17 protein-coding genes are annotated in these 20789 nt (G+C 65.6%); 7 read left to right on the plus strand and 10 right to left on the minus strand.

Going from position 1 to position 20789, the window contains the following annotated elements; translation table 11 throughout:
- Positions 1-132: 132 nt before the first annotated feature.
- From HWX22_RS24235 to HWX22_RS24245, 3 genes are all read right to left on the minus strand, one after another.
- Positions 133-633: a DUF192 domain-containing protein gene (locus tag HWX22_RS24235; RefSeq protein WP_175916552.1), complete on the minus strand. Its 501-nt coding sequence runs from the start codon at positions 631-633 to the stop codon at positions 133-135.
- Between the two features lie 160 nt (positions 634-793).
- Positions 794-1012 carry a hypothetical protein gene (locus HWX22_RS24240; protein WP_072444916.1) on the minus strand — a complete coding sequence of 73 codons (219 nt, stop codon included), beginning with the start codon at positions 1010-1012 and terminating at the stop codon, positions 794-796.
- Positions 1013-1293: 281 nt separating this feature from the next.
- Positions 1294-1872, minus strand: a complete 579-nt coding sequence (locus tag HWX22_RS24245) for a pseudouridine synthase (protein ID WP_059527744.1) — start codon at positions 1870-1872, stop codon at positions 1294-1296.
- 273 nt (positions 1873-2145) lie between these two features.
- On the opposite strand from HWX22_RS24245, the gene icd reads away from it, so the two are divergent.
- Positions 2146-3402: an NADP-dependent isocitrate dehydrogenase gene (gene icd, locus HWX22_RS24250; RefSeq protein ID WP_044845581.1), complete on the plus strand. Its 1257-nt coding sequence runs from the start codon at positions 2146-2148 to the stop codon at positions 3400-3402.
- A 280-nt stretch (positions 3403-3682) separates the two neighbouring features.
- Positions 3683-5911, plus strand: coding sequence for an NADP-dependent isocitrate dehydrogenase (locus HWX22_RS24255; RefSeq protein WP_175916553.1), 2229 nt, complete (start codon positions 3683-3685; stop codon positions 5909-5911).
- A gap of 129 nt (positions 5912-6040) precedes the next feature.
- Here the strand turns inward: HWX22_RS24255 and HWX22_RS24260 are convergent, their stop codons facing one another.
- Positions 6041-6265, minus strand: coding sequence for a hypothetical protein (locus HWX22_RS24260; protein ID WP_006490888.1), 225 nt, complete (start codon positions 6263-6265; stop codon positions 6041-6043).
- A 675-nt stretch (positions 6266-6940) separates the two neighbouring features.
- Between HWX22_RS24260 and HWX22_RS24265 the strand changes: the two genes are divergently transcribed.
- Positions 6941-8548, plus strand: a complete 1608-nt coding sequence (locus HWX22_RS24265) for a multicopper oxidase family protein (protein ID WP_175916554.1) — start codon at positions 6941-6943, stop codon at positions 8546-8548.
- 179 nt (positions 8549-8727) lie between these two features.
- Here the strand turns inward: HWX22_RS24265 and HWX22_RS24270 are convergent, their stop codons facing one another.
- Complete coding sequence (locus HWX22_RS24270) at positions 8728-8931, minus strand: cold-shock protein (RefSeq protein ID WP_004196460.1); 204 nt, start codon at positions 8929-8931, stop codon at positions 8728-8730.
- 549 nt (positions 8932-9480) lie between these two features.
- Here HWX22_RS24270 and clpS point away from each other — a divergent pair.
- The 4 genes from clpS to HWX22_RS24290 all read left to right on the plus strand — a co-directional run bounded on the left by clpS (position 9481) and on the right by HWX22_RS24290 (position 14487).
- Positions 9481-9795 carry an ATP-dependent Clp protease adapter ClpS gene (clpS, locus tag HWX22_RS24275; RefSeq protein WP_006398529.1) on the plus strand — a complete coding sequence of 105 codons (315 nt, stop codon included), beginning with the start codon at positions 9481-9483 and terminating at the stop codon, positions 9793-9795.
- On the plus strand, positions 9792-12092 hold the full coding sequence (clpA, locus tag HWX22_RS24280) for an ATP-dependent Clp protease ATP-binding subunit ClpA (protein ID WP_059527738.1): 2301 nt from the start codon (positions 9792-9794) through the stop codon (positions 12090-12092). The genes clpS and clpA overlap by 4 nt, the downstream gene beginning before the upstream one ends.
- 103 nt (positions 12093-12195) lie before the next feature.
- Entirely contained in the window at positions 12196-13575 is a 1380-nt protein-coding gene (locus HWX22_RS24285; RefSeq protein WP_175916555.1) for an amino acid permease, read from the plus strand.
- A 141-nt stretch (positions 13576-13716) separates the two neighbouring features.
- Positions 13717-14487, plus strand: a complete 771-nt coding sequence (locus HWX22_RS24290; protein ID WP_175916556.1) for a hypothetical protein — start codon at positions 13717-13719, stop codon at positions 14485-14487.
- A gap of 54 nt (positions 14488-14541) precedes the next feature.
- On the opposite strand, the gene dut is transcribed toward HWX22_RS24290, so the two are convergent.
- The 5 genes from dut to HWX22_RS24315 all read right to left on the minus strand — a co-directional run bounded on the left by dut (position 14542) and on the right by HWX22_RS24315 (position 20758).
- Positions 14542-14988, minus strand: a complete 447-nt coding sequence (dut, locus tag HWX22_RS24295) for a dUTP diphosphatase (RefSeq protein WP_175916557.1) — start codon at positions 14986-14988, stop codon at positions 14542-14544.
- Positions 14989-15043: 55 nt separating this feature from the next.
- Positions 15044-16255 carry a bifunctional phosphopantothenoylcysteine decarboxylase/phosphopantothenate--cysteine ligase CoaBC gene (gene coaBC, locus HWX22_RS24300; protein ID WP_059820926.1) on the minus strand — a complete coding sequence of 404 codons (1212 nt, stop codon included), beginning with the start codon at positions 16253-16255 and terminating at the stop codon, positions 15044-15046.
- Between the two features lie 67 nt (positions 16256-16322).
- Positions 16323-16823, minus strand: a complete 501-nt coding sequence (gene lspA / locus HWX22_RS24305) for a signal peptidase II (protein WP_059527727.1) — start codon at positions 16821-16823, stop codon at positions 16323-16325.
- 2 nt (positions 16824-16825) lie between these two features.
- Positions 16826-19663 carry an isoleucine--tRNA ligase gene (gene ileS / locus HWX22_RS24310; protein ID WP_175916558.1) on the minus strand — a complete coding sequence of 946 codons (2838 nt, stop codon included), beginning with the start codon at positions 19661-19663 and terminating at the stop codon, positions 16826-16828.
- A gap of 102 nt (positions 19664-19765) precedes the next feature.
- Positions 19766-20758 (minus strand): bifunctional riboflavin kinase/FAD synthetase, encoded by a 993-nt coding sequence (locus HWX22_RS24315; RefSeq protein WP_059527721.1) that lies wholly within the window; start codon positions 20756-20758, stop codon positions 19766-19768.
- Positions 20759-20789 lie beyond the last annotated feature (31 nt).

Below are 20789 nucleotides of genomic sequence, written 5' to 3' on the forward strand. Positions count from 1 at the left end.
TTGCAGATGCGGGCAGCATTGGCCGAATCAAGGCGCGCGTCGCCGTCGGCCGGCGAAAAAAAATACCGGCGCCCAACACAAGAATGGGCGGCCGGCTTCGGTCGACGTGCGGCGGCGCCGCGGCAATGGCCGTTACTGGGCCTTGGGCAGGCCTTCGAGCTTCATGCCAGGCTTGATGCCCTTCGCCGCGAACCAGCCCTTGCTCATTTCGAGCGCATAGACGCCGTTGTTGCGCGGGCAGTGGTTGTCGGTCGTTTCGGCCTTCATCTCGTCGATGTCGGTGATCGTGCCGTCCGCGCGGATGAACGCGATCGACAGCGGGATCAGCGTGTTCTTCATCCAGAAGCAGTGCACGGCGTTCTCGTTGAACACGAACAGCATGCCTTCGTTCGGCGCGAGCTGCGACCGGTACATCAGTCCCTGTTCGCGGTCGGCGTCGTTCGCGGCGACGGCCGCGTCGATCACGTACATGCCGGCGCGCAGCTTCGCACGCGGGAACTCGCTCGGCTGCTTGGCGCCGGGCGGCATCTGCGCGTGGGCGGTCTGCATGCCGAGCGCGAGGACGGCGAGCGCGGCGGGAAACACGGCGGCGCGCGCAAGGCGGCCGAGCGACGGGCGCAGGGAGAATCGCACAGCAGGGCTCCTATCGGGAAAACGAGACCCGCATGGTACGCGAAGCGCGCCGGCGGGCACAAAAAAGAAAAAGGCAGATCGCCTCGCGGTGATCTGCCTTTCAACGCCGTAAGAACGGCAAGACTGCGTGTTCTTGACTGCGTTATTACAGCTTGCTTACTTAGTTCGAAGCAGCTGCCGGTGCTTCGGCTTCGCTAGCTGCCTTCTTAGCTGCGTGGTGCTTCTTAGCAGCGTGGTGCTTCTTGTGCGTTGCCTTCTTAGCCGGTGCCGAAGCAGCTTCTGCCGGAGCAGCAGCAGCCGGAGCGGCCGGAGCCGAAGCTTGTGCGAAAGCAGCCGTTGCGAAGAGGCCAGCGACCAGAGCAGCGATCAGTTTGTTCATGTTGTGTTCCTCAGCTTTAGTTAATTAACCAAATGACCCGGCAATAGGAGTCATGTCGTCTAACGGTGCCATCCACCTTTCGGTTGACAGACGCTTCGAGAAATTTCTCATTGCGCTGCGGGCGCCGAATCGTATTCGATGAAAACGTCGCTTTCGTGACGCAAACACGGATTCGGCTGCCAATGCCGGATAGCTAAGGTTGGCATCTGCGTGGTTTAACGCGCGATCTTCGCAGGCGGTTGACGAAAAAGATGACGAAAAATTCGCGCGGCCGGAATGCGTCATTCAGCGCGCGCGAAACCATCCCACGGGGCGCGCGGTGGCAGCGCGATTGTTTCGCCCGGTGCAATGCCGAGCGCGAATATGTCGAGCGCGCCGATGCCGACGCGCACGAGACGCAACGTCGGGAAACCGATCGCGGCCGTCATGCGCCGCACCTGCCGATTCTTGCCTTCGGTGATCGCGAGTTCGATCCACGTGGTCGGGATCGCGGCGCGATAGCGGATCGGCGGATTGCGCGGCCACAGCGTATCGGGCGGCTCGATGAATTCGGCGCGGCACGGACGCGTCACGTAGTCGCCGAGATCGACACCGCGCGCGAGCGCCTTCAGGTCGGCCGGGCCCGGCGCGCCGTCGACCTGCGCCCAGTAGCGCTTGACGAGCTTGTGGCGCGGCTCGGCGATGCGCGCCTGCAGCGCGCCGTCGTCGGTGAGCAGCAGCAGGCCCTCGCTGTCCGCGTCGAGCCGGCCGGCCGGGTAGACGCCGGGTGCTTTCACCCAGTCGCCGAGCGACGGCCGCGTCTCGTGCGCGGAAAACTGGCAAATCGTGCCGAACGGCTTGTTGAGGGCGATCAGGGTCATGTCGAGGCGCCCGCCCGACGTGCCGCGGGAAGCGGGACGGGCGGTCTATGGCAAATGGCGGAATCTTAATGCATAATACGGAACGGCAAGTCCTCTGTCTTATATAAGACATAAGGGAAGACTTGATACGCAGCGTCGCGCTTCGTGCCGCCGGCCCCGGTTGGGGCGCTAGAATAGCGCTCGCTGTTGCCGTCACGAGGGTGGCAGGGCCACCTCGCCGCGCGCGCAGTTTCGACCAGCATCACCTGCTCAGCCACGTCACTGGAGTCGATCATGCCGTATCAGCACATCAAGGTTCCGGAGGGCGGTGACAAGATCACCGTCAACAAGGACTTCTCGCTCAACGTTTCCGATCAGCCGATCATTCCCTATATCGAAGGCGACGGTACGGGCTTCGACATCACGCCGGTGATGATCAAGGTCGTCGACGCGGCGGTCGCGCATGCCTACAAGGGCAAGCGCAAGATCCACTGGATGGAGATCTTCGCGGGTGAGAAGGCGACGAAGGTGTACGGTCCGGACGTGTGGCTGCCGGACGAAACGCTGCAGGTGCTGAAGGAATACGTGGTGTCGATCAAGGGGCCGCTCACGACCCCGGTCGGCGGCGGCATCCGTTCGCTGAACGTCGCGCTGCGCCAGGAGCTCGACCTCTACGTATGCCTGCGCCCGGTCCAGTATTTCAAGGGCGTGCCGTCGCCGGTGCGCGAGCCGCAAAAGATCGACATGGTGATCTTCCGCGAGAACTCGGAAGACATCTACGCGGGCATCGAATGGGCCGCGGGCTCCGAGCAGGCGAAGAAGGTCATCAAGTTCCTGCAGGAAGAAATGGGCGTGAAGAAGATCCGCTTCCCGGAAACCTCGGGGATCGGCGTCAAGCCCGTGTCGACGGAAGGCACCGAGCGTCTCGTGCGCAAGGCGATCCAGTATGCGATCGACAACGATCGCAAGTCGGTCACGCTGGTGCACAAGGGCAACATCATGAAGTTCACGGAAGGCCTGTTCCGTGACGCCGGCTACGCGCTCGCGCAGAAGGAGTTCGGCGGCGAGCTGATCGACGGCGGCCCGTGGATGCGCGTGAAGAACCCGAAGACGGGCAACGAGATCGTCATCAAGGATTCGATCGCCGACGCGTTCCTGCAGCAGATCCTGCTGCGCCCGGCCGAATACGACGTGATCGCGACGCTGAACCTGAACGGCGACTACATCTCCGACGCGCTGGCCGCTCAGGTCGGCGGCATCGGGATCGCGCCGGGCGCGAACTTGTCGGATTCGGTCGCGATGTTCGAGGCGACCCACGGCACGGCGCCGAAGTACGCGGGCAAGGATTACGTGAACCCCGGTTCCGAGATCCTGTCGGCGGAAATGATGCTGCGCCACCTCGGCTGGACGGAAGCGGCCGATACGATCATCGCCGCGATGGAGAAGTCGATCCTGCAGAAGCGCGTCACGTACGACTTCGCGCGCCTGATGGAAGGCGCGACGCAGGTGTCGTGCTCCGGCTTCGGCGAAGTGCTGATCGAGAACATGTAAGTCCCGTTCCGGGGCAGGCCGGCGGACCGCCGGCAGCCCCGGCGCCTACTGCCGGCGCCGGGGCATTTCATGAACGGCAGGTTTGTTGGCAGGGCGGTCCGGCATGCGGGCCGCGGCGCCGCGATGCGGCTCGCACGCCCTGCAAGGTAGAACATGACGGCCCTCGCAACACCACCGTCCGGCTAGCCGGCACGCCCCTTTCGCGATCGACCCGGTCGCTCCCCGCCGATTACCGTCGGCGCTCCTCAGTCCCAAATTTTCACGTAGCAACGCATCGACCATGTCCACTTCGCCCAAGATCATCTATACCCTCACCGACGAAGCGCCGGCGCTCGCGACCTATTCGCTGCTGCCGATCGTCAAGGCCTTCACGCGCTCGTCGGGCGTCGCCGTCGAAACGCGCGACATCTCGCTCGCCGGCCGCATCATCGCGGCATTCGCCGACGTCCTGCCGCCGGAGCAGAAGGGTTCCGACGATCTGGCCGAACTGGGCCAGCTCACGCTGAAGCCGGAAGCGAACATCATCAAGCTGCCGAACATCAGCGCGTCGGTGCCGCAGCTCAAGGCCGCGATCGCCGAATTGCAGACGCAGGGCTACAAGCTGCCGGCGTACCCGGAAGAGCCGTCGACCGACGAAGAGAAGGCCGTCAAGGCCCGCTACGACAAGATCAAGGGCAGCGCGGTGAACCCGGTGCTGCGCGAAGGCAACTCCGACCGTCGCGCGCCGCTGTCGGTCAAGAACTACGCACGCAAGCACCCGCACAAGATGGGCGCATGGAAGGCGACGTCGAAGGCGCACGTCGCGCACATGAGCGAAGGCGACTTCTACGGCAGCGAGAAGTCGGCGCTGATCGCCGATGCCGGCAGCGTGAAGATCGAACTCACGACGGCCGACGGCGTGAAGAAGGTGCTGAAGGAAAAGACGGCCGTGAAGGCCGGTGAAGTTATCGATGCATCGGTGATGAGCCGCAAGGCGCTGCGCAGCTTCATCGAAGCGCAGATCGCCGACGCGAAGGCGCAGGACGTGCTGTTCTCGGTGCACCTGAAGGCGACCATGATGAAGGTCTCGGACCCGATCCTGTTCGGTCACTTCGTGTCGGTGTTCTACCGCGACGCGCTCGCGAAGCACGCGGACGTGCTGGCGCAGGCCGGCTTCAACCCGAACAACGGCATCGGCGACCTGTACGCGCGCCTGAAGGACCTGCCGGCCGACACGCGCGAAGCGATCGAAGCCGACGTCAAGGCCGAATACGCAGCACGTCCGCGCCTCGCGATGGTCAACTCGGACAAGGGCATCACGAACCTGCACGTGCCGAGCGACGTGATCGTCGACGCATCGATGCCGGCGATGATCCGTGAGTCGGGCTGCATGTGGGGCCCGGACGGCGAACTGTACGACGCGAAGGCCGTGATTCCGGATCGCTGCTACGCGGGTGTCTATCAGGCCGTGATCGAGGACTGCAAGCAGCACGGCGCATTCGACCCGGTCACGATGGGCAGCGTGCCGAACGTCGGCCTGATGGCGCAGGCGGCCGAGGAATACGGTTCGCACGACAAGACGTTCCAGATCCCGGCCGACGGCGTCGTGCGCGTCACGGACGAAGCCGGCAACGTGCTGCTCGAGCACGCGGTCGAGTCGGGCGACATCTGGCGCATGTGCCAGACGAAGGACGCGCCGGTGCAGGACTGGGTCAAGCTCGCGGTGAACCGCGCCCGCGCGACCGGCGCGCCGGCCGTGTTCTGGCTCGATCCGGCACGTGCGCACGACGCGCAGATCATCGCGAAGGTCGAACGCTACCTGAAGGATCACGACACGAACGGCCTCGACATCCGCGTCATGACGCCGGAAGACGCCACGCGCTTCTCGCTCGAGCGCATCCGCGCGGGCAAGGACACGATCTCGGTCACGGGCAACGTGCTGCGCGACTACCTGACCGACCTGTTCCCGATCATGGAACTCGGCACCAGCGCGAAGATGCTGTCGATCGTGCCGCTGATGGCCGGCGGCGGGATGTTCGAAACGGGCGCGGGCGGCTCGGCGCCGAAGCACGTGCAGCAGTTCGTCGAGGAAGGCTTCCTGCGCTGGGATTCGCTCGGCGAATTCCTCGCGCTGGCCGCGTCGCTCGAACATCTCGGCAACGCGTATCAGAACCCGAAGGCGCTCGTGCTCGCGAAGACGCTCGACCAGGCGACCGGCAAGTTCCTGGACGAGAACAAATCGCCGGCGCGCAAGGTCGGTGGCCTCGACAACCGCGGCAGTCACTTCTATCTGTGCCTCTACTGGGCGCAGGCGCTGGCCGAGCAGACCGAGGACGCTGCGCTGAAGGCGCAGTTCGAAGGCGTCGCGAAGTCGCTGTCCGACAACGAGACGCGCATCCTCGAAGAACTGTCGGCGGCGCAGGGCAGCGCGCAGGCGATCGGCGGCTACTACCGACCGAACGTCGAGCTGACGAGCCGGGCGATGCGCCCGAGCGCAACGCTGAACGGCATCGTCGACGCAGTCGCCTGACGCAGGCCGCGCTCCCGCGCGCGCCACGGCAGCGGCACCAGCCGATGCGGCGGGCCTGGCGGCTCGCCGTTCCGCCGAACATGAAAACGCCCCGGTCACCCGGGGCGTTTTTCGTTGCCGGCGTGCCATTCAGACGTGCACGATTTCCCACTCGGCGATTTCGTGCGGCACTTCGAGCGTGGCCGTATCCAGTTCGGACAGTTGCTCGCAGTCGCCGCGGGAGATGTGGTCGGCCGCCACTTCCGGGCACGAGAACGCGCCGAGCAGGGCGTTGCCGAACGTCGCTTCCCAGCCGCCATTACCCGGCAGGATGTAGAACGACCCGAGCGCTGAACCAAAGCGAAATCCCTTCATTTCCGTTCTCCCTTTCTGATCACAAGCGATTCTGTTGTGCCGCCCGCCGGTTCGTCCGGCCGTGGCCCGACTGGCTGCTTGCGCCGGATTCCGTATCGACCGTCGTGGCGAAGCGTCAGTGCATGGAACAAAGTCTACGTCCAGGGCCGCGCCCGATGGTGCACGTAGAGTGCTTTCTCGAAACAAAAAATATCTCGTAAAAACAATTGTTTATCTCGCTCGTTTTGTATTGCGGAACGTTTTTTGGCATCGCGAAACAACGAATTTTTGCCGTGCACCACGAATTTTTATAACGCAGGGACTTGTTCCGCATCGTGAAAAATTGGCGGGTTCGTGCATGGGTGGTGTCCGGCACGCCGATCGCGGGATGAGCGGCAGGGGCGAATTGTCTCGACGTGACGTGGCGACAGCGGGCGGCGGTGAATGCGGTGAGGCGCCGCAGCACCCGGCGACGATCGAAAACGCTCGACGATCCCGGTCTCCGGTCCGTTCGTCCGACCGGCCGCGCGCTGCGTCGTATCGACGCTCGCTCGCAGTCGCCGCGCCTCCGCCGGGGGCTGCGGTTATGATGACGCGGGCATCAGGATTCGCGTCGCGCACGAGCGCTTCTCCGTGCCGGCCGGCGCGAGTGTCGCGACGGCCGCGCGACGCAGCACGAATAACGAGGAACGATTGATGATACGGAGAACCTTCCTGTCGCACGCCATTGGCGTCGCGGCGGCATCGCTGTTTGCGCGCACCGCCTGGGCGCAGCATGCCGGTCATACGGGCATGGCCGGCATGGATCAGATGGACGACATGCCGGGGATGTCGGGCATGTCAGGGATGGCGGACCACGCGCAGCACGCGATACCGGCGCCAGCCGCGCTCGCGGCGGCCGATGCGCTGCCGTCCGGCGCGCCGCTCGCATCGCTGCGCACGCTCGCGAACGAAAGCCGCGAGCCGGGCACGTTCCGCGCGACGCTGGTCGCCCAGCCGGTCGCGCGTCCGATGTTGCACGGTGCGCGTCCGACGACGTTCTGGCAGTTCGGCGCGGGCACGCAAGGGCCGGTGGTCGGGCCGCTGATCGACGTGCGCGAGGGCGACACGGTCGAAATCCGCTTCGTGAACAAGCTGCCGCAGCCGTCGACGATCCACTGGCACGGCCTGCCGGTGCCGCCCGACCAGGACGGCAACCCGTCCGATCCCGTCGCGCCGGGCGCGTCGCGCGTGTATCGCTTCACGCTGCCGAAGGGGAGCGCCGGCACCTACTGGTATCACCCGCATCCGCACATGATGACCGCCGAGCAGGTGTTCCGCGGGCTGGCGGGCCCGTTCGTCGTGCGTGCCGCCGACGATCCGCTCGCCGGCTGGCCCGAGCGCAACCTGTTCGTGTCCGACCTGAAACTCGCGCGCGACGGCACGATTCCGCCGAACGACATGATGGACTGGATGAACGGCCGCGAAGGCCAGTTCGTGCTGGTCAACGGTGCGCGCCGGCCGCGGATCGACGTCGCGGGCGACGAGCGCTGGCGCGTGTGGAACGCGTGCAGCGCGCGCTACCTGCGCGTTGCGTTCGACGACGGCCGAGCGTTCGAGCAGGTCGGCACCGACGGCGGGTTGTTCGATGCGCCGCGCCGCGTGACGTCGCTGCTGCTCGCGCCGGGCGAACGCGCGGAACTGCTGGTGCGCGCGGGCGATCGCGCGTCACGCGCGGTGCTGCAGGCGGCCGAATACGACCGCCGCAAGATGGCGATGTCGCACGACGGCGGCCACGGCAGTCTGCCGCCCGATCCGACACTGCCACTCGCCGACGTCACGTTCGCACCGGCCGCCGCCCGTGCGCTGCCGGCCACGCTGCGCGCGGTGCCTGCCCTCGGCGAACCGGTTGCGCACAAGGAGGTCGCGTTCGGCGAGGAGATGGACATGGACGCGATGATGCACAGCCCGGCGCATGGCCGCCCGGCCGGGATGCGCTTCACGATCAACGGCGCGACCTACGCGCCGCACCGTGCGACGCTGACGAGCCGCTGCGGCGACGTCGAACGCTGGGCGATTCGCAATGCCACCGACATGGATCATCCGTTCCATTTGCACGGCACGCAATTCCAGGTGATCGAGCGCGCATCGGACGGCACGCGCTCGAGCGAACCGTTCCGCGCGTGGCGCGACACCGTGAACGTGCGCAGCGGCGAGACCGTGACGATGCTCGTCAGGCAGGACATGCCCGGCGAGCGCATGTTTCACTGCCATATTCTCGAACACGAGGATCTCGGCATGATGGGCACGCTGAAGGTCGTGTAACGAGTATTGAATATGTTTCACGCGTATGACGGCATTCGATCTGCGCGTGCGACAAGACAATACATGTTCAATTATCGGGATTGAACGAAAAGGCCGGCCAATCGAATTAACGCGTGGCCGGCCTGAAAAAAAAGAAACCCGGCGCAATGCCGGGTTTCTTCGTCTGATATCCGGTGCCTTTACGCGGCCTGGATGTTCGACGCTTGCTTGCCCTTCGGCCCTTGAACGACCTCGAAGCTAACCTTCTGGCCTTCCTTCAGGGTCTTGAAGCCCTGCATGTTGATGGCCGAGAAGTGCGCAAACAGATCTTCACCGCCCTCGTCGGGAGTGATGAAACCGAAGCCCTTCGCGTCGTTGAACCACTTAACGATACCAGTTGCCATTTTCCTACTTCCCCTGTCACACAGTCGCTGCTACTTACCACGAGCACGCTCGAAAAGCTAAACGACCGGAAAATACAGCCGTTCCCCCCTCACAAGCTCACCTTCGGCCTCTTTCATTTCGCCAACCGACGAGTTGAAAAAAGTGCCAGCTTGATTGTTGGCGCTCTTTATTTGAGTGTCAAGCGGAATTTTTAGACGGTTAGAGGGCCGTTGTAAAGAACCCATTTTCAGGGTTTTTCCGGCTTTGCTTTGCAGCATGCCGCCGAGCGCGCGGACTTGAAAAGTCGCATAATCGGCTCATATACCAGGCTCGAGTGACACGCGATCGAGTCGTCCCGGCTTGTGGGATACTGGATGCGGATGCGACGGTCCGGTGCGGTTTCCCCCCTGACGGTTCGTGTTCCGCGCCACGCGTGAAAGCCGGCACCGCAGCCGGCTTTCGTATGGCACGAAGACGATCGCGAGTCGTCGGGAACCAGGGAGGGCGCCGGCCGGTCGGTCGGGTAATGGCAGGATTGCGGGCCTGTCCGAGTTGTTTAGAATGGGTGTATGGCGATTATCCCGGACAAGCAGGACAGCACCGTCCTGGAACGCAAGCAGCAGAAGCTCAAGCCGCCTTCGATGTACAAGGTGGTGCTGCTGAACGACGACTTCACGCCGATGGAGTTCGTCGTGATGGTCGTACAGGAGTATTTCAAGAAGGATCGCGAGACGGCCACGCAGATCATGCTGAAGGTCCATCGTGAAGGGCGAGGAGTTTGTGGGGTCTATACGCGGGACATCGCGTCGACCAAGGTTGAGCAAGTCGTTACCCATGCGCGGCAGGCCGGGCATCCGCTGCAGTGCGTGATGGAGGAAGCATGATTGCCCAGGAATTGGAAGTCAGCCTGCACATGGCGTTCATGGAAGCACGCCAGGCGCGCCATGAGTTCATTACGGTCGAGCATCTGCTGCTGGCCCTGCTGGATAATCCGACGGCAGCCGAGGTGTTGCGCGCGTGTGCGGCCAACATCGAGGACTTGCGTCAGAACCTGCGCAATTTCATCCACGACAACACACCTACCGTCCCGGGCACCGACGATGTCGATACCCAGCCGACGCTCGGTTTCCAGCGCGTGATCCAGCGCGCGATCATGCACGTCCAGTCGACGTCGAACGGCAAGAAGGAAGTCACCGGCGCGAACGTGCTGGTCGCGATCTTCGGCGAGAAGGATTCGCACGCGGTTTATTACCTGCAGCAGCAGGGCGTCACGCGCCTGGACGTGGTGAACTTCATTTCGCACGGCATCGCGAAGACGAACGGCGGCGAAGCCGCGAAGTCGGCCGACGCGAACGCGGAAAGCGAAGACGCGAACGCGCAAAAGGAAACCCCGCTCGCGCAGTTCACGCAGAACCTGAACCAGATGGCGAAGGATGGCCGCATCGATCCGCTGATCGGTCGCGAGCCGGAAGTCGAGCGCGTCGTGCAGGTGCTGTGCCGCCGCCGCAAGAACAATCCGCTGCTCGTCGGCGAAGCCGGCGTCGGCAAGACCGCGATCGCCGAAGGGCTCGCCTATCGCATCACGCGCGGCGAAGTGCCGGACATCCTCGCGAACGCACAGGTGTATTCGCTCGACATGGGCGCGCTGCTCGCGGGCACCAAGTATCGCGGCGACTTCGAGCAGCGTCTGAAGACGGTGCTGAAGGAGCTGAAGGAACGGCCGCACGCGATCCTGTTCATCGACGAAATTCACACGCTGATCGGCGCGGGCGCTGCTTCGGGCGGCACGCTCGACGCATCGAACCTGCTGAAGCCGGCGCTGTCGTCGGGCACGCTCAAGTGCATCGGCGCGACCACGTTCACCGAATATCGCGGCATCTTCGAAAAGGACGCGGCGCTGTCGCGGCGCTTCCAGAAGGTCGACGTGACGGAGCCGACCGTCGAGCAGACGGTCGCGATCCTGCGCGGGCTGAAGTCGCGCTTCGAGGAGCATCACGGCGTCAAGTATTCGTCGGGTGCGCTGTCGGCCGCGGCCGAGTTGTCGGCACGCTTCATCACCGACCGTCACCTGCCGGACAAGGCGATCGACGTGATCGACGAAGCGGGCGCCGCGCAGCGCATCCTGCCGAAGTCGAAGCAGAAGAAGACGATCGGCAAGAGCGAGATCGAGGAAATCATTTCGAAGATCGCGCGCGTGCCGGCGCAGAGCGTGTCGCAGGACGATCGCAGCAAGCTGCAGACGCTCGATCGCGACCTGAAGAGCGTCGTGTTCGGCCAGGATCCGGCGATCGACGCACTCGCGGCGTCGATCAAGATGGCGCGCGCGGGCCTCGGCAAGATGGACAAGCCGATCGGCGCGTTCCTGTTCTCCGGTCCGACGGGCGTCGGCAAGACCGAAGTGGCGCGTCAGCTCGCGTTCACGCTCGGCATCGAACTGATCCGCTTCGACATGTCGGAATACATGGAGCGTCACGCGGTGAGTCGCCTGATCGGCGCGCCGCCGGGCTACGTCGGGTTCGACCAGGGTGGCCTCCTGACCGAAGCCGTCACGAAGAAGCCGCACTGCGTGCTGCTGCTCGACGAAATCGAGAAGGCGCATCCGGACATCTTCAACGTGCTGCTGCAGGTGATGGACCACGGCACGCTGACGGACAACAACGGCCGCAAGGCGGATTTCCGCAACGTCATCATCATCATGACGACGAACGCGGGCGCCGAGTCGATGCAGAAGGCGACGATCGGCTTCACGACGCGCCGCGAGACGGGCGACGAGATGACCGACATCAAGCGCCTGTTCACGCCGGAGTTCCGCAACCGTCTGGACGCGATCATCAGCTTCCGCTCGCTCGATGAGGAAATCATCATGCGCGTGGTCGACAAGTTCCTGATCCAGCTCGAGGAGCAACTGCACGAGAAGAAGGTCGACGCGCTCTTCACCGACGCGTTGCGCAAGCATCTCGCGAAGCACGGCTTCGACCCGCTGATGGGCGCGCGGCCGATGCAGCGGCTGATCCAGGACACGATCCGTCGCGCGCTGGCCGATGAACTGCTGTTCGGCAAGCTCGTCAATGGCGGTCACGTGACGGTCGACGTCGACGAAAACGACAAGGTGCAGTTGTCGTTCGACAAGCTGGCGAATCCGCCGCACAAGCCGAACGAAGAGACGGTCGAAGTCGAGTAAGCGATAATTCGTTGTTCATGCGAACGGCGCGGGAAGTTTTCCGCGCCGTTTCGCTTTATCTGGCGCCGGCGGCGCGATGGTGGTGCAGGGGAGTGGTAACGCGGTGACACAACAACAACGGTCGTTCGACAACATCGTCGCGCGCGAACAAGGGTTGCGCCATGCGCTGACGTCGGGGCAGATGGCGATGATCGCGATCGGCGGCGCGATCGGCACGGGGCTGTTCCTCGGCAGCGGGTTCGCGATCGGGCTCGCGGGCCCGAGCGTGCTGGTTTCGTACGCGATCGGCGCGCTGATCGCGCTGCTGCTGATGGGCGCGCTCGCGGAAATGACGGTCGCGCATCCGACGGCCGGCTCGTTCGGTGCGTACGCCGAGCATTACGTCGGCCCGCTCGCGGGCTTTCTCGTGCGCTATGCGTACTGGTTCGCGGTCGTGTTCGCGATCGGGACCGAGATCAGCGCGATCGCCGTCTTCATGAAGTACTGGTTTCCCGCCGTGCCCGGCTGGTACTGGGTGATCGGCTTCTCCGCGCTGCTGATCGCGGTGAACCTCGCGAGCGTCACGCTGTACGGGTCGGTCGAATATGCGTTCTCGTTGCTGAAGATCGCGGCGATCGTCGTGTTCATCGCGCTCGGCGCGTATCTCGTGTGGTCTGCGCCGGCGGCTTCGGGCATCGGCTTCGCGAACTACACCGCGCACGACGGCTTCATGCCGAAAGGGCCATGGGGCACCTGGGTCGCGGTGATCGTCGCGATCTTCAGCTACATGAGCATCGAGGCGGTCGCGATCGCGGCCGGCGAGGCGCGCGATCCGCAGCATGCGGTCACGCGCGCGTTCCGCTCGACGGTGTTCCGGCTCGTGCTGTTCTACCTGCTCACGCTGTCGCTGATGCTCGCGATCGTGCCCTGGACGCAGGCCGGCACCGACGAAAGCCCGTTCGTGAAGGTGATGGCCGCGACGCACGTGCCGTACGCGGCCGGCGTGATCAACTTCGTGTTGCTGATCGCGGCGCTGTCGGCGATGAACAGCCAGCTCTACGTGACGACGCGGATGATGTTCAGCCTGTCGCGCGCGCAGCTCGCGCCGGCCGTGTTCGGCCGGCTCGGCAACAACGGCGTGCCGCGTGCGGCGCTGTGGATCTCGACCAGCGGCGTCGCGGTCGCGGCGGTGCTGGTCGCGCTGTCGCCGGATACCGCGTTCACCGTGATGATGGCGATCGCGATGTTCGGCGCACTGTTCACATGGCTGATGATCTTCGTCACGCACCTGCGTTTTCGCGCGCAATATCGCGGCCCGGCGCTCGCGTTCCGGATGTGGGGGCACCCGTTCGGCAGCCTGCTCGGTGCGGGGCTCGTCGGCGCGATCCTGCTGACGACCGCTTTCACGCGCGAATTCCGGATGACGATGGTGGTCGGCGTCGTGTTCGTCGTGCTGCTGACGCTCGCGTACGCACTGCACTACCGGCACCGGCACGCGCGTTGACGCGTGGCTGCGCGCGCCGCGGGCCGCGCGGCGCTGCCACACCGCTAAGGTTCCGTTAAGCCGGCGGCGACTACATTCGAACCTGTCCGCGATCCGGGCTGGCGCGCGCCAGTCCGTCGCCATCTGTAAAAAGGGGTTCGAATGAACAAACTTCCTGAAATCACGCTCGCGTTCTGGATCATGAAGATCTGCGCGACGACGCTCGGCGAGACCGGCGGCGACCTGCTGTCGATGACGCTGAACGTCGGCTATGCGGTGAGCTCGATCCTGCTGTTCGGTTTCTTTCTCGTGGCGCTGGGCGCCCAGCTCAGAACGACGCAGTATCGTCCGGCGATCTACTGGGCGGTGATCGTCGCGACGAGCACCGCCGGCACGACGATGTCCGATTTCATGGACCGGACGCTCGGCCTCGGCTATGCCGCCGGCTCGTCGATTCTCGTCGCGATCCTGCTGGCGATCTTCGCGGTATGGCGGCTGAGCGGCGAATCGCTGTCGGTCGACCTGATCCGCACGCGCAAGGTCGAACTGCTGTACTGGATCGCGATCCTGTTCTCGAACACGCTCGGCACCGCGCTCGGCGATTTTCTCGCGGACAGCTCGGGCCTCGGCTTCGGCGGCGGCGCGCTGCTGATCGGCGGGCTGCTCACACTGATCGTTCTGGCCCACTATTTCACGCGCATTTCGGGCGTGCTGCTGTTCTGGGCCGCATTCGTGCTCACGCGTCCGTTCGGGGCGACGGTCGGCGACCTGCTGACGAAACCGGTTGACAAGGGCGGGCTCGCGCTCGGCACCGTCGGATCGTCGGCGGTGCTGCTCGGCGTACTCGTCGCGATGGTGATCTACGCGATCATCGTGCAGGCGCGGCGACGCGAGCTAGTGCCCGCGCGGATTGCGCAGACGGCCGATCGGTGAACGGTCACGGAAAAAGGAAAGGGGCCGCGAGGCCCCTTTTTTGCATGGCGTCGTTCAGTGTCGGCCGGTGCTGCCGAAGCCGCCTTCGCCGCGATCGCTTTGCGCGAAGTCGTCGACGATGTTGAATTGCGCCTGCACGACCGGCACGATCACGAGCTGAGCGAGCCGCTCGAACGGGTTCAGCACGAACTCGGTCTGGCCGCGGTTCCATGTCGAGATCATCAGCTGGCCCTGGTAGTCGGAATCGATCAGGCCGACGAGGTTGCCGAGCACGATGCCGTGCTTGTGGCCGAGGCCCGAGCGCGGCAGGATCAGCGCCGCGTAGCCCGGATCCGCGAGGTGGATCGCGAGGCCGGTCGGCACGAGCGTCGTTTCGCCCGGCTGCAGCGTGACGGGCGCGTCGAGACACGCGCGCAGGTCGAGGCCCGCGCTGCCGGCGGTGGCGTAGGCGGGCAGGTAGTCGCGCATGCGCGCGTCGAGAATCTTCAGATCGAGTTTCATGCGGTCGTCGAATCGGTCGGGAAGGGCGCGGCGGCGCGGGCCGCCGCGCGGGTGATCAGATCAGGCGGTTGTCCGGCAGGCGCTTCGCGATTTCCGCGACGAGCACGTGCGCGAGTTCGTCCTTCGGGGCGCGCGGCAGGCGCGTGAGGCCGGCCGCCTCGAACAGCACGACTTCGTTGTCGTCGCGGCCGAACGTCAGCGGGCCGAGATTGCCGACCAGGAGCGGCACGTTCTTGCGCTTGCGCTTCTCGTCGCCGTGCACGTCGAGGTCGCCGCTTTCGGCCGCGAAACCGACGCAATACGGCGGATCGGGCAGCGCCGCGACCGACGCGAGGATGTCCGGGTTCTCGACGAACGCGAGCGCCGGCATCTTGCGGTCGGCCGTCTTCTTCATCTTGTGCTCGGCCGGACGATCGACGCGCCAGTCGGCGACCGCGGCCACCGCGATGAAGATGTCGGCGTCGGACACGGCTTGCATCACCGCGTCGTACATCTGCTGTGCCGTCTGCACGTCCTGGCGGTACACGCCCCACGGCGTGTCGAGCGCGACCGGCCCCGCGACGAGATGCACGTCGGCGCCGGCCTGCTGCGCGGCGCGCGCGAGCGCGAAGCCCATCTTGCCGCTCGAGCGGTTCGTGAGGCCGCGCACCGGATCGAGCGGCTCGAACGTCGGGCCGGCCGTGATCAGCACGCGACGGTGCGCGAGCACCTTCGGCGCGAAGTGCGCGACGATCGCTTCGTAGATCGCCTCGGGTTCGAGCATGCGTCCGTCGCCGACTTCGCCGCACGCCTGCGCGCCCGAATCGGGGCCGAGCACCGTCACGCCGTCGGCGCGCAGTTGCGCGGCGTTGCGTTGCGTGGCCGGGTTCTGCCACATCTGGCGGTTCATCGCAGGCACGACGAGCAGCGGGCAGTCGCGCGCGATGCACAGCGTCGACAGCAGGTCGTCAGCGAATCCGTGCGCGAGCTTCGCGAGGAAATCCGTCGACGCGGGCGCGATCACGATCGCGTCGGCTTCGCGCGACAGGTCGATGTGCGCCATGTTGTTGTCGATGCGCGCATCCCACTGGCTCGTGTAGACGGGCCGGCCGGACAGCGCCTGCATCGTCACGGGCGTGATGAACTGCGTGGCGGCTTCGGTCATCGCGACCTGCACGGTCGCGCCCGCCTTCGTCAGCAGCCGGGTGAGCTCGGCGATCTTGTAGCAGGCGATGCCGCCCGTCAGGCCGAGAACGAGGTGTTTTCCTGCGAGTTCTGCGTGTGCCAACTCAGGCCTCCAAGGGTCAAACGGAACGGCCGGCGCGAAGCCGGCCGTCGACACCGAGTATGCGCGCTCAGCGCGAGCCGCGCACGCGACGCAGTTCGTCGTAGATCAGCAGCACCGCACCGATCGTGATCGCGGAATCGGCGAGGTTGAACGCCGGGAAGTGCCAGGCGCCGAGGTGGAAATCGAGAAAGTCGATCACGTGGCCGTAGATCAGCCGGTCGATCACGTTGCCGAGCGCGCCGCCGAGGATCAGCGCGAGCGACAGGCTGAACAGCCGCTGCTGGCCGTGACGGCGCAGCAGGAAGCAGATCACGAGCGTCGCGCCGATGCCGAGCGCGGTGAACGCCCAGCGCTGCCAGCCGCTCGCAGTCGACAGGAAGCCGAACGCGGCGCCGCGGTTGTACACCAGCACGAGGTTGAAGAACGACGTCAGCGCATGCTGCGCGCCGTACGCGAACGTTTTCAGGATCGCGATCTTCGACAGCTGGTCGAACAGAATCACGATCAGCGAAATGCCGAGCCAGGGCGCGAGCGCGCCGCTGGCCGGTTTCGACACAGTCTTCGCCATATTCAAGCAGCGCTCCGGTTTTCGCCGTTTTCAAACAGGTTCGAGAAGCAGCGGCCGCACAGCGTCGGATGATCGGCGTGCGCGCCGACGTCCTCGCGGTAGTGCCAGCAGCGTTCGCACTTCTGGTACTTCGACGCCGCGACGTCGACGCTTTCCTGCGCTTCGTCGTCGACCTTCACGACCGTTGCCGCCGACGTGATCAGCACGAACTTCAGGTCTTCGCCGAGGCTCGCGAGGGCGTCGTAGCGCGCACCGCTCGCATGCACGGTCACTTCCGCCTGCAGCGACGAACCGATGCGGTTCGCGGTGCGTGCCTCCTCGAGCGCCTTCGTTACGTTGCCGCGCACGTCGCGCAGCAGCGCCCACTTCTCGATCAGCGCGGCCGCACCGGCGACTTCCGGATACGTGTAGTAGGTTTCCGTGAACACGGTGTCGCTGGCCGGCTGGAACACCTTCCACGCTTCTTCCGCGGTGAACGACAGGAACGGCGCGAGCACGCGCAGCAGCCCGTGCGTCAGGTGGTACAGCGCGGTCTGCGCGGAGCGACGGGCGCGCGAATCGGGCGCGCTCGTGTACAGGCGGTCCTTCAGCACGTCGAGGTAGAAGCCGCCAAGGTCTTCCGAGCAGTACGTCTGCAGCTTCGCGACGACCGGATGGAACTCGTACTTCTCGTAGTGGCCGAGCAGTTCCGTCTGCAGTTGCGCGGAGAACGCGACCGCGTAGCGGTCGATCTCGAGCCATTCGCCGACCGGCACCGCATGCTGCGCGAAGTCGAAGTCCGACAGGTTCGCGAGCAGGAAGCGCAGCGTGTTGCGGATGCGGCGATAGCCTTCCGTCACGCGCTTCAGGATTTCCTCGGAGATCGCGAGTTCGCCCGAATAGTCGGTCGACGCGATCCACAGGCGGATGATTTCCGCGCCGAGACGGTTCGCGACTTCATGCGGGTCGATGCCGTTGCCGAGCGACTTGCTCATCTTGCGGCCTTCGCCGTCGACCGTGAAGCCGTGCGTGAGCAGGCCCTTGTACGGCGCGCGGCCGTCGATCATCGACGCGGTCAGCAGCGACGAGTGGAACCAGCCGCGGTGCTGGTCCGAGCCTTCGAGGTACAGGTCGGCCGGGAATTGCAGCTGATCCTTGTGCGAGCCGCGCAGCACGTGCCAGTGCGTCGTGCCCGAGTCGAACCACACGTCGAGCGTGTCGCGGTTCTTTTCGTACAGGTTCGCGTCGTCGCCGATCAGCTCGCGCGGGTCGAGCGTCTGCCAGGCCTCGATGCCCGACTGCTCGACGCGTTTCGCGACTTCCTCGAGCAGCTCGAGCGTGCGCGGGTGCAGCTCGCCGGTTTCCTTGTGCACGAAGAACGCCATCGGCACGCCCCATTGGCGCTGGCGCGACAGCGTCCAGTCGGGACGGTTCGCGATCATGCTGAACAGGCGCTGCTTGCCCCACGACGGATAGAACGCGGTCGCCTCGACGCCTTCGAGCGCGGTTTCGCGCAGCGTCTTGCCGTCGTCGCGCGGCTTGACGTCCATGCCGGCGAACCACTGCGACGTCGCGCGATAGATGATCGGCGTCTTGTGGCGCCAGCAGTGCATGTAGCTGTGCGTGTACTTCTCGCTGCGCAGCAGCGAGCCGGCCGCGTTCAGCGCCTCGACGATCTTCGGGTTCGCGTCCCAGATCGACAGGCCGCCGAACAGCGGCAGCGATTCGATGTAGCGGCCGTCGCCCATCACCGGGTTGATGAAGTCCGAATCGGTCATCCCGTGCGCCTTGCACGACTGGAAGTCCTCGATGCCGTAGGCCGGCGACGAGTGCACGACGCCGGTACCCGTGTCGGTCGTCACGTAGTCGCCGAGGTAGACGGGCGCGGTGCGCTTGTAGCCGGGGTGGGCAGATGCGAGCGGGTGGTGGAAGCGCAGGTTCGCGAGCTTCACGCCGGGGGTGGTCGCGACGACGCGGCCCGTCAGCTTGAAGTCGGCCATGCAGGCCTCGACGCGTTCTTCCGCGATGATCAGCAGCCCGCGCTCGGTGTCGACCAGCGCGTAGACGATTTCCGGATGGAGGTTCAACGCCTGGTTGGCGGGGATCGTCCACGGCGTGGTGGTCCAGATCACGATGCCGCCCTCGGCGCGCGGCAGCGCCGGCAGGCCGAACGCCTGCGCGGTCTTTTCCGGTTCCGCGAACGCGAACATCACGTCGATCGTCGGGTCGGTGCGGTCCTTGTACTCGACTTCCGCCTCGGCGAGTGCCGAGCCGCAGTCGAAGCACCAGTTCACCGGCTTCAGCCCGCGATACACGTAGCCCTTCTCGATGATCTTGCCGAGCGCACGGATCTCTTCCGCCTCGTTGACGAAGTTCATCGTCTTGTACGGGTTCGACCAGTCGCCGAGCACGCCGAGGCGCTTGAAGCCGACCTTCTGCTTCTCGATCTGCTCGGTCGCGTACGCGCGCGCCTTGCTCATCACTTCGGCCGCCGGCAGCGACTTGCCGAACTGCTTCTCGATCTGGATCTCGATCGGCATCCCGTGGCAATCCCAACCCGGCACGTACGGCGCGTCGAAGCCGGCCATGTTGCGCGACTTCACGACGATGTCCTTCAGGATCTTGTTGACCGCGTGACCGAGGTGGATGTCGCCGTTCGCATACGGGGGGCCGTCGTGCAGGATGAACTTCGGCCGGCCCTGGCTGGCCGCGCGGATCTTCTCGTAGATGCCGCGCTCTTCCCATTCCTTGACCCACTGCGGTTCGCGCTTGGGCAGGTCGCCGCGCATCGGGAACGGCGTGTCGAGCAGGTTGACCGGATACTTGGCCTGCGGTTTCGAATCGGCTTTCTTGTTGCTCATGATGGGATCGCTATCTAAATCGGGGGACGCTCGTGCGTCGTGAATCGGGGATGCGCGCGTGTCGGCGGCGCGAGGGTGCGGCGCGGGGCGCCGCCGGCCGGATCAGCTAATTCGGTCGGTCGCCGATGTCGCGAAGCCGGTCGCGCGGCTGCCCGGCGCGCGGTCGCGCTCGATGAAGTACGCGCGCGCGTTCGCGACGTCCAGCGCGATCGCGCGCGACAGCGCCTCGAGATCGTCGAACTTCGCCTCGTCGCGCAGCTTCTTCAGGAATTCGACGCGGATGAGCTTGCCGTACGCGTCGCCGTGCCAGTCGAGCAGGTGGACTTCGAGCAGCACGCGGCCGGAATCGTCGACGGTCGGACGCAGCCCGAGGCTCGCGACGCCCGGCAGCGGGGCGGGGCCCAGGCCGTGCACCTGCACGACGAAGATGCCCGCGAGCGCCGGCCGCTTGTGCGCGATCGGCAGGTTCAGCGTCGGGAAGCCGAGGTCGCGGCCGAGCTTCAGCCCGTGCGCGACGTGGCCGCTGATCGCGTAGCCGTGGCCGAGCGCCTGCGCGGCCGCGTCGAGATCGCCCGCGGCGAGCGCGGCGCGCACGCCCGAGCTGGAGATGCGCGTGCCGTCGCTGCCGGCGACCGTGCCCATCTGCTCGACCTCGAAGCCGTACTGCTCGCCGGCCGCCTTCAGCGTGTCGAAGGTGCCCGCGCGCTTCGCGCCGTAGCAGAAATCGTCGCCGACCATCATCCAGCGCGTGTGCAGCCCGCCGACCAGCGTGCGTTCGACGAACGCCTGCGGCGACTGGCTCGCGAACGTATGGTTGAAGTGCTCGACGACGACGCGATCGACCCCGTGTTCGCGCAGCGCTTCCAGCTTGTCGCGCAGCATCGCGATGCGCGGCGGCGCGCCGGCCGGGTTGAAGAATTCGCGCGGATGCGGCTCGAAGGTCATCACGCACACGGGCAGGCCGCGCGCGTCCGCTGCCGCGCGCACGCGCGCGAGCAGGGCCTGGTGGCCGCGATGGACACCGTCGAAGTTGCCGATCGTCAGCGCGCACGGCGCGCGGCTCTCGGCGTTGGGCAGGCCGCGGAAGACTTTCACGATAGCGGATGCAGCGTCGGGGGAATGGGCG

This window comes from Burkholderia sp. BCC1638 (genome assembly GCF_902833195.1).
GTDB classification, from domain to species: Bacteria; Pseudomonadota; Gammaproteobacteria; order Burkholderiales; family Burkholderiaceae; genus Burkholderia; species Burkholderia diffusa.